2 protein-coding genes are annotated in these 1,135 nt (G+C 72.2%); both read left to right on the forward strand.

Features of this window, described 5'->3' with window-relative positions; all coding sequences use genetic code 11:
* On the forward strand, nucleotides 1-304 hold a 304-nt coding region (locus VF092_01470), incomplete at its 5' end, for a Fe-Mn family superoxide dismutase (protein ID HEX6745952.1).
* 52 nt (nucleotides 305-356) lie between these two features.
* Nucleotides 357-1,135, forward strand: a 779-nt coding sequence (locus tag VF092_01475) for an alpha/beta hydrolase (protein ID HEX6745953.1), incomplete at its 3' end; no start/stop codon positions are given.

Raw genomic sequence — 1,135 nt, forward strand, 5'->3', positions numbered from 1 at the left:
AGCGGTCAACCATTTCTCCAACGGCTGGGCGTGGCTGGTGCTCGACCGCGGGAGCCTGCGCGTCACCTCGCTGCACGACGCCGACACGCCGATCGTCCATGAAGGGATGGTGCCTTTGTTCACGCTCGATGTGTGGGAGCATGCCTATTACATCGACTATCGCAACGAGCGCCCGCGCTTCGCCGAGACGGTGCTCTCCAGCATCGTCAACTGGGACTTCGTCGCCGAGAACCTCGACGGCCGCGGGTTCGACCGCGCCAACCAGGAGGGCGCGGGCACCCGCCAGGCGGAGCTGACCAGCTAAACAGCCGTAGCTTGCGCGGGGGGCCGGGCCGCCCCATACCGCCTGAATGGGGGTGGGCGTAGCGCTTCGTGCCGCGCGGATCGGCGCGGCACTGTTCCGGATCGTCGTTGCGCTGATCGCGCTGCTGCTGCTCGTCCTCGTCGGACTGAGGATCGCCGCCGGGCTGCGCGAGGGCGCGGTCGCGGCGCCCGCGGGGACGGTCCGCTTCGCGACGCCAACGGGCGCGGTCGCGGCTCGGGTTGCCGGGCCGGCGGACGGGGCGCCGCTGGTCATCGTTCACGGCACGGCCGCATGGAGCGGCTTCTGGAAGGACGTCGCCGCGCACCTCGCGGGCAAGGGCTGGCGGGTGGTGGCCATCGACCTGCCGCCGTTCGGCTGGTCCGACCGCGATGCTCGAGGGCGCTACGACCGGATCGCGCAGGCGCAACGGCTGGCAAGCGTGCTGACGGCGCTCGGCCGGCCAGCCGTTGTCGTCGGCCATAGCTTCGGGGCCGGGCCCGCGACCGAGCTCGCGCTGCGCCACCCGCAAGAGGTGCGGGCGCTGGTGCTGGTCGACGGCGCGCTCGGCGAGCTCGACCCCAAGGGCAGGGGCGCGGCGGCGCGTGTGCTCGACGTCCGGCCGGCGGCGGAGCTGGTCACTTCGGCAGCGGTCACCAATCCCGCCGCGCTGAGGCCGCTCCTGCGCTCGATGATCGCGCGCAAGGACAAGGCCGACGCATGGCTGCCGGTGCTTCGCGAGCCCATGGGGCGAGAGGGTGCCACCAGCGCATATGCCGCCTGGCTGCCCAACCTGTTCGTGAAGGATGACGGCGCGCTCAGCCGCAGGAGCGC

This window comes from Longimicrobium sp., from assembly GCA_036377595.1.
Lineage (GTDB): Bacteria > Gemmatimonadota > Gemmatimonadetes > Longimicrobiales > Longimicrobiaceae > Longimicrobium.